The 8,735-nt window shown below is 60.8% G+C and carries 4 protein-coding genes; 1 reads left to right on the forward strand and 3 read right to left on the reverse strand.

Going from position 1 to position 8,735, the window contains the following annotated elements:
• Window positions 1-39: 39 nt before the first annotated feature.
• From ABYO54_RS10260 to ABYO54_RS10270, 3 genes are all read right to left on the reverse strand, one after another.
• On the reverse strand, window positions 40-4,116 hold the full coding sequence (locus tag ABYO54_RS10260) for a beta strand repeat-containing protein (RefSeq protein ID WP_372808159.1): 4,077 nt from the start codon (window positions 4,114-4,116) through the stop codon (window positions 40-42).
• A gap of 187 nt (window positions 4,117-4,303) precedes the next feature.
• Window positions 4,304-4,897, reverse strand: coding sequence for an exonuclease domain-containing protein (locus ABYO54_RS10265; RefSeq protein WP_372808160.1), 594 nt, complete (start codon window positions 4,895-4,897; stop codon window positions 4,304-4,306).
• A 77-nt stretch (window positions 4,898-4,974) separates the two neighbouring features.
• Window positions 4,975-6,504 (reverse strand): arylsulfatase, encoded by a 1,530-nt coding sequence (locus tag ABYO54_RS10270; protein ID WP_372808161.1) that lies wholly within the window; start codon window positions 6,502-6,504, stop codon window positions 4,975-4,977.
• A 376-nt stretch (window positions 6,505-6,880) separates the two neighbouring features.
• On the opposite strand from ABYO54_RS10270, the gene ABYO54_RS10275 reads away from it, so the two are divergent.
• A partial coding sequence (locus ABYO54_RS10275) for an alpha-amylase family glycosyl hydrolase (RefSeq protein WP_372808162.1) occupies window positions 6,881-8,735 on the forward strand: 1,855 nt, incomplete at its 3' end.

The following is an 8,735-nucleotide window of genomic DNA, read 5'->3' on the forward strand; positions in this document are numbered from 1 at the left end:
ATGTAGATGCGGCAACCAGCCGCATCTACATTTCGATGATCAATTCCCTCCGGTGACCCGATAGAAGCCGTTGGTGGTGTCGGCCGGCACGCTGCCCGCGAAGTCGCGCGTCGGCGCAGTGACGGCCGTCCACGTTCCATTGGTGAGCGAAGTTTTCTTTTCGACCACATAGAACGGCACGCCGCCTTCCCATTCGAGATCGGCATCGCCGGCGGCGACATCGAACGATGTGATCACCAGATCTTCCAGCGGCTGAACATCGGTGGCCGCCAGCACGACGTCGTTGCCGTCGCCGCCGGTGTAGGTGATCTGCAGGGTAACGTTGCCGGCAACGACAGACGCCCCCTCGGCAAGCCCGCTGAACGAGCCGGCCACCGCGTCGTTTCCGTCATTGGCGATCACCAGAAACGAATCGCCCACGGCAGGCACAAAGCCCCATGAAACATCCAGATCTGGATCGGCCAGCTTGATGTCCCCCTTGACCTCCAGCCGGTCGTAATCCGGGAACGTATACCCATTCAGCTCCAGCTCGAACGTTGAACCGGTTCCGAGCACGGTCGTGCCGGCGCCGAGCATCCCGGCACTTGTTCCGGGGGCCACGGTGCCGCTGCTTTCGATCGCCCCCACGGCACCAATGCCGCCGAGCCGGCCGTTGACGTCGACCACGACACCGCTCGCGGTCTGCGATCCGTTGACCTGCAGGGTTCCCGTGTAAATTTCGGTGTCGCCGGAATAGGTGTTGTTGCCCGCAAGCGTGAACGTACCCCATCCATATTTTCGGATGATCCCGGAGCCTTGAATCAACCCCGAATAGGTGGTTGAAGTGCCGTCGGCACCGGTGCTGAGAGTTCCGCTGCCCAGGTTTACCTGCCCACTCCCGCTCAGCGACCCGATATATTCAAGATTTCCGTTGAGATCAAAGAGTCCCGAATCGGCAATGGTGACCCGTTCATTTTCAATCTGACCGCCACTGCGCAGGACCAGCACATCCGCATTCGCGCCGCCACTTCCGTCGCCGATATACAGGCGCCCCAAAATGGTTCCGTTGGGAACGCTCTTATCCAGTGCCAGCGTGCCGCTGTCGACATAGGTGTTGCCGACATAGGTGTTGGCGGTCGAGCCGCCGAAGACCAGTGTACCGGTGTTAACCACGTGAAGGTCTCCGCCCCCGCCGATGGATCCCGACAGGGTCAGCTCGGCCCCGGAGGAGACCCCGATGGCGGCATCGGACTGCAGCGTGATGTCGCCGGTCCAGACATTGGGGCCTCCGGCCGAATAGAGCGCCCCCCACCCGCCATAGGTCGAATTCAGCGTCAGGTGCTCGCCGGCAACCGTATGTCCGCCGCCGTGAATCTGCAGGTAGGCCGAGCCGTTGACGGAAACACCGCCCGCGGTTGTTCCCAACCCCAGATCGTTATCGAGTCGCAGGGCGCCGGCATCGACCGAAAACGGTCCGCTGAAAGTATTCGCCGCCGTCAGCTGCAGTTCCCCGTTTCCGGTTTTGGAGATGTTTCCGCTGCCGGATACCACCGCATCGATGATCAGATCCGACGGGTTGCCGCTCGAGGCCGAGCCCTGCGGCACCTCGAGCGTGGTGTTGCCGGACAACGCAAGCTTGCCGGCCATGGTCGAATTCGCGTCGATGATGCCGAGCAAATCGACCAGCACATCGCCGACGACCGTCAGCGTTGCGGTGCCGGTATCGACATCCGCACCGCCGTTGAGATAGAGATCGCGCACGGCTTCGTTATAGCCGTTCAGGTCATACACGCCGGAAGCGTTGATCGTAACGTCCTCGAAAATCTCGCTGGTGGCAAGCTGCCGCGCGGTCGCGACGGGATCGCCCGTCCCGTTGCCGCCGATGAGCAGCGAATGGGGAATCGACTGGCCCGTTTTTCCCATCAGCAACGTTCCGGCCACGACGGTGACATCGCCGTCGAAGGTGTTGTTTCCGGAGCCGGAAAGACTAATGGTACCGCCGCTCGACATGGTGATCCCGCCGGCGCCGCTAATGCTGCCACTCAATACCAGCGTCCCGCTCGCGGCCATTTGCGCATCTTCATCCAGCACGATATCGCCGGCCCAGCTCGAACTTCCAGTGCCGTAAAGCACCGTTCCCGAACTGGTTCTTGCAAGCGTCAAGGGCTCGGCGCCGACATCCGCGCCCACCAGCTGAATAAATCCCGAAGCGGAGACCGTCGTACCGCCGGCGGTGGTTCCGAGCGCATCGTCGTTGAGCACGTAGAGCCGCCCCTGGTTCACGGTTGCGGCGCCCGTAAAGGTATTCGCGCCCTGCAGGGCCATCAGTCCCCCCCCCGTCTTCAGCAATCCATTGCCGCTGAGCGAAGCCGTGGCGCGCAGATCGTAGCCGACCGAACCATCGCCCACCGTAAATGTCCGCGTGCCGCTTCCCATTTCGACATTGCCATCGAGCAGCGCCTCCGAGTCCGATGCAATGACCGTCACATCGCCCCCCAACCTCAGGGTACCGGTAGAGCTTCCGGCATGACCGCCTTCGAGCGTAATCGCGCCCACGGTATCCGCATAGGCATCGCAGTCCAGCCAGCCATCGCTGTTGATGGTGATATCGACCGAATCCCAGATCTGGAAATCATTCTGCAAACGGACGATCACGGAATCATCCGTCCCCGTGCCGTTGCCGATCGTCAGCGAACCATAATAGATGGCGTTGGCCGGTCGGTTCAGCAACAAGGTGCCTTGGTTCACAACGGTGTCGCCGCTGTAGCTATTGGCCGAAGAGCCGGAATAGATCAGGGTACCGCCCCAATCCTTGGTCACGCCACCGCTGCCGCCGATGTTCCCGGTAAGTTCCAGCGAGCTACCGAAAGAGACCTTGATCTCCACGTCGTCCGTCAGTTCAATGCTTCCCGACCAGCTGTTGGCAACCCCGTATGAATAAAAATCGCCCCCAAGCGAAAGGGCTTCCCCGACAATGTTTTTCGAGGAGCCCGAACTGAACGCCGACAGATAGATCCGCGAGCCGGTGTTCACGGTGGTTCCGGCAACCGAGCTGCCCAGCGCCGTATTCGACTCGATCATGATATCGCCGCCCAGCACGGTCGTTTCGCCCGTATACGTATTGTTGCCCGCAATGCGCAACTTTCCGGGGCCGATCTTATTGATGCTTCCCAGACCGGACACGTCCGCATTGAGCCAGCAATGGGCTCCGGGCCAGAGCAGCAACCCGTTGTACAGGATGTTGAAGTCGTGGCTGCCGGACGACAGCCCCAAGTTGCCGGAAAGGGTTGAAATGCCGCCATCCGTGATCAGATCCCCGGCCAGCGTCAACGTCGAGGTGCCGGAATCAAAATCGGCCCCGTCGTAGAGAACGAGATCCCCGATGGTTTCCGTTTGACCGTTCATGTCGTAGGTCCCGGCACCATAGATGGTGACATCATCGCCGATTTTGTACGAAGCGTTCTGGAGCACGGTTGCACCGTCTTCAATGACCAGGTCGAAGGGAATCGAGTTGCCGGAAGCCTGATCCAGCTCCAGCGTTCCATCTTCCACCGTGGTCGAACCGGAAAAGGTGTTTCCCGAGCTGCCGTTAAACGAGACGGTTCCGGTACCGAATTTAACCACCGATCCGCTCCCGCTCACGACCCCGTACAAGCGAACGAGGCCATAGTTTCCGACACGCAGGTCGTAGGCCCCCAAGTCGACATCGCCATAGAAGAGCAAGTGGTTGTTATAGCCCATCATTCTGATCTGGGCATCGGCGACCAGCTCGACATCCATATACATGTCGGCGATCGTCAGATAGGTCGTATTGATCCGTATGCTCTCGATCAGGCCGATCGTATTGCCGGATAACGAATAACCCGTACCCTGGATTTCGATCTTATACACGTCGAGTCCAACAATATTGTTGACCGTAGCCTTGTTGGAGGCACTGGACGGGAACAGCAGCGTATCACCGTCGGCCGGCACGGCATTTTCCACCCAGTTCGCCGCCGTGCCCCAAAGAGTGCTCGAGCTGCCGTCCCACGTCAGCGTATCGCCCTGCGAGACGCCGCTGCCGAGGCACAGCCCCGCGAGGATCCAGAGCGTGCGCACGGCCGCCGAGATCCCGGATTGAAAGGAGTTCGCGTTCATCTTATTCCCTCCCGTTTGAAGGGAAACCGATTTCCGGCGATACGGGCACGCGTCCGATGAGATCTTTCCGGGAACCATCTCCCCTCGATCAGGGAGGTAGTCTGAGAACCCTCGGCGAACCTGTCAATCAAGCAAACACTTGTTCCGCATTTGTTGCTTTATATTATCCTTTTTTTGCACCTATCGATTACAGGGAGGCCAACTCGCCGATCGAGAGGTCCGTCCAGCCGGGCTGGGCGAGCAGGTGCTCCAGCAGCAGGGCCGATGCGACGGCGTCGTAGAGCGCGTCGTGGGCTTCTTTGGCCGGACACAGGGAATCGACCTTGCGCTTGAGATCGAGCAGGACCATCAACTCCCCGAGGGCATAGGACGCGCAGCCCGGCCAAACCTTGCGGGCGATCCGGAGGGTATCGATCCACAAACCGAACCGGTGCATGGGCGCCATCAGCCGCAAAAACTTTTTTTCGGTGGCAACATTGTGCGCACACAGAGGAAACGCCGTCAGGCGCGGGCGGATTTCCGGCCACAGCTCTTGCGGCAAAGGGGCGGCGGCGATTGCATCCCGCAGCAAAGCATGGCGCCCCGGCGCATTGGGATTGAACGGGCGGTTCGGTTCGACGCGCAGCAGGCTTTCGAACATGGACTCCGGCGCCACCTTTCCGCCCTTCAGCGCGACCATGCCGATCTGCCACGGCTCGTTCGCAAACCCGCGGACCGACCCCGTCGTCTCGTAGTCGAGCACCGTGATCTCCGCATCCAGAATGGCCGTGGTTGAATCCATCTGAAAACTAAAGCAGATCCGCGCGGCCCGAGGCAAACCCCGCCGCGCGGTTATTTCCGGGCCGTCGCGGCCTGCGCCTATCGCATCCGCTCGCTGTTGAGCAGATCTTCGAGCTGCTGGGCCATCGCTTCCGCTTTTTCCGGATGCATTGCGATGAGGTTGTTCAATTCGGAGGGATCGTTCTTGAGGTTGTAGAGTTCCGCTTTTTTGGGCACCCGGAGGCCGCCGCCCTTCCCCTGCCCTCTGATATACTTCCATTCGCCCAGTCGCAGGGCGCGGCCGGCGCGCCCCGCCTCTTCAACCATGTAGGGCAGTCCGGCGCGGTCTTCGCCGAGCAGCGTCGCCAGCGTGTTGCGGCTGTCGATCCCCTCGTCGTCGGCCAGCTCGACGCCGGTCAGCGCCGCGAACGAACCCATCAGGTCCACCTGGTTGACCAACGCATCGGAAACGCCCGGCTTGATGCGGGCCGGCCAGCGCACGATGAACGGAACGCGGGTGCCGCCTTCATAAATCTGGTATTTGCCGCCGCGATAGATGCCCGAACCGTCGTGCCCCCGGTCCACCTCTTCGTCGGAGGTCTTCACGACCGTTCCGTCGTCGTAGCCGTCGTCGTAGACGGGGCCGTTGTCGCTCGAAAAGACAATGATCGTGTTTTCGGTCAGGCCGTATTGCTCAAGCGTGGCCATGATCTCGCCGGTGGCCCAATCGAACTCCACCATGGCGTCGCCGCGGTAGCCGAGTTTGGTCGCGCCCTGGAAGCGCTTGTTCGGCGCGCGCGGCACGTGGATATTCTGCGAGGCGAAATAGAGGAAGAACGGACGGTCCTTGTTTTCCGCAATGTAGCTCTTCGCTTCCTTCACGAAGGTGTCGCTGATGGTTTCTTCGTTCCACAGCGCGGACTTTCCGCCCGCCATGTAGCCGATGCGTCCGATGCCGCCGATGACGCTGTTGTTGTGCCCATGCGTGCTTTTGTAGTAGGTCATCGCCTCGGGCGTTTGCTTGGCGCAAGGATACTGGGTGCTTTCGGTGTGCTTGCGCGCCGCCTCCAGGGTTTTTTCGACGAAAAGCGGGTCTGCGGGATCGAGGTTCACGACGCGGTGGTTGCGAAGATAGACGCAGGGGACGCGGTCGTTGGTGGACGGCAGCAAAAACGAATAGTCGAACCCGATTTCCAACGGCCCCGGCTTCACCTCCCCGTTCCAGTCGGTCGGCACGTCCTTGGCGCCGATGCCGAGATGCCATTTGCCGATGACGGCGGTGGCATAGCCCGCGCGCTTGAGCATGTCGGGAAGCGTCGTGATATCGGTCGGGATCGAAAGCGGCGCATTGGGCGGAAGAATGGTGACCTGGTGGCGGAACGCATATTTGCCGGTCAGCATCGAAAAGCGCGACGGCGAACAGGTGGCCGACGTGCAGTGGCCATCCGTAAAGCGCAAGCCTTCGGCGGCCAGCCGGTCGATGTTCGGCGTCGGAATCATCTTGCTGCCATACGCCCCGACATCGCCGAAGCCGACATCGTCCCCATAGATCAAAATAATATTCGGTTTTTCCGCGGCCATGGCCCCGGCAATCAATCCCACAGACAGCAATCCCACCCAACGTTTCATTACGACTCCTTTTCGACTTGTTTCATTTATAAACGAACGAAACCGGCCAAAAGGGACATATGCCGACGCGATCGGTCGAATTAAAAACGTTGGTGGCGACGGGATGCACGCGCACGATGCTTCCGAATCGGCGGGAAAGCGCGGGCACGAAAGGACCACGAACCGGCAAAAAGTCGGGCAAAGACCCGAATCAACCAGAGACTGCCGATGTGCCGGGAGTGCCCTTGACCTTGCCCGAGATATCACTTACATATGAAATCGTTTTTGGCAGGGGTGCTTTTCCCTGCCTAAATTTTTATGCGCGCGGCGCAACCCGCCGCGCACCGACGGATCGGAAGCCGGATGACGGCACTTTTCAACTTCACGAGGTTTGGTCATGGCAGTGCATGGCAAGAATTGGCAAACGGACGCGGCAAGCAGCTCCCTCGAACGGCTGGTGCCGCGCGTGGAACGGGACTACGCGCACGAGCTGGCATCGCGCCCTGTAGAATGGGGCGGCTTCAAGGAACGGCTCGTGGGCGAATGGCCGCGGTTGTTCGGCTATCTGCACGAGCTCTATGGCTGGCAGTATGATTTTTTCTACACGCTGGAGCTGGTGCTGGACCTGCTGGTGCGGCACTGGCTGTCGCGCCCCGATGCGTTGCGCGCGCTCGACGACCGCCGCGCCGCCAACCCGCAATGGTATGCCGATGAACGCATCGTGGGCATTGTGTTGTATGTGGATCTCTTCAGCGACAATCTGTCGGGCCTGCGCGAAAACATTCCCTATTTCCAGAAACTCGGAGTGACCTACCTGCACCTGATGCCGCTCTTCGCGGTGCCGCACGGCGAGAACGACGGCGGCTATGCCGTCAGCGACTATCGCTCCATCCATCCGGACGTCGGCACCATGGAGGAGCTCGCCCTGTTGACGGACGAGCTGCGCGAAAACGGCATCAGCCTGGTGCTTGATTTTGTCTTCAACCACACGTCCGACGACCACTACTGGGCGCGGCAGGCCCGCGCCGGCGATCCCGATTACATGGCGTTCTATCACACCTTTACGGACCGGAACGAGGTCGATCGCTACCAGACCCATCTGCGCGACATTTTTCCCGAAATCCGCAAGGGCAGCTTTATCTGGAACGACGAAATGCAACGCTGGGTCTGGACGACCTTCAACAGCTACCAGTGGGATTTGAACTACAGCAATCCCGCCGTGCTGCGCGCCATGGCCGAGGAGATGCTGTTCCTTGCCAACCAAGGCGTCGAGGTGCTGCGGCTCGACGCCGTGGCCTTCATCTGGAAACGGATGGGAACCGATTGCGAAAACCAGCCGGAGGCGCACACCATCATCCGCGCCTTCAACGCCATCGCGCGAATCTGCGCCCCGGCGGTGGTCTTCAAATCGGAAGCAATTGTCCACCCCGACGAAGTGATCCGCTACGTCCATCCCGACGAGTGCCAGCTCTCCTACAACCCGCTGCTGATGGCCCTGCTTTGGGAGGCGCTGGCCACGCGCGAAGTCAAGCTGCTGGTGCATTCCATGAAGCACCGCACCCGCATCCACCCGGAGTGCGCGTGGGTCAACTACCTGCGTTGCCACGACGATATCGGGTGGACCTTCGACGACGAGGATGCCCGCCAGCTAGGCATCGACCCCTATGGGCACCGTCGCTTCCTCAATCGGTTTTACACGGGGCAGCATCCGGGCTCCTTTGCGCGCGGCGTGCCCTTCCAGTACAACCCCGAAACCGGCGACCTGCGCGTCTCCGGCACGCTTTCCTCGCTGGCCGGCCTCGAAGAGGCGCTGGAGAAAGGCGACAACGAACTGATCGATCTCGCCGTGCGGCGCATCAACATGCTGCGCAGCATCCAGGTGAGTATCGGCGGGATTCCGCTGCTGTATGCCGGCGACGAACACGGCATGCTCAACGATTACACCTTCCTGTCCGATCCCGCCAAGGTCAACGACAGCCGCTGGGTGCATCGTGCCAGACGCAAGTGGCGGGCGCACGACGACCTGACCGACAGCAACACGCTCGAATGGAAGTTCTTCATGGAAATGTCCCGCCTGTTCCACCTGCGCAAGGAAATTCCCGCATTCCGCAGCGGCGGCATGGAGGTGATCGATTCCGGCAATCCCCACCTGTTTGCCTACACCCGCACCAACGGCGGACAAAAGCTCCTCGTCGTTAACAACTTTTCCGAGTTCGACCAAACCATGCCCGCCGAACGGCTGGCCGCCGCCG

The sequence above is a fragment of the Pontiella sp. genome, from assembly GCF_041622395.1.
Taxonomy (GTDB): Bacteria; Verrucomicrobiota; Kiritimatiellia; order Kiritimatiellales; family Pontiellaceae; genus Pontiella.

What these genes read in the sequence shown, in the direction of transcription:
- ABYO54_RS10260 (WP_372808159.1), bottom strand. Translation starts at nt 4,116, where the DNA reads ATGAACGCGAACTCCTTTCAATCCGGGATCTCGGCGGCCGTGCGCACG.
- ABYO54_RS10270 (WP_372808161.1), bottom strand. Translation starts at nt 6,504, where the DNA reads ATGAAACGTTGGGTGGGATTGCTGTCTGTGGGATTGATTGCCGGGGCC.
- ABYO54_RS10265 (WP_372808160.1), bottom strand. Translation starts at nt 4,897, where the DNA reads ATGGATTCAACCACGGCCATTCTGGATGCGGAGATCACGGTGCTCGAC.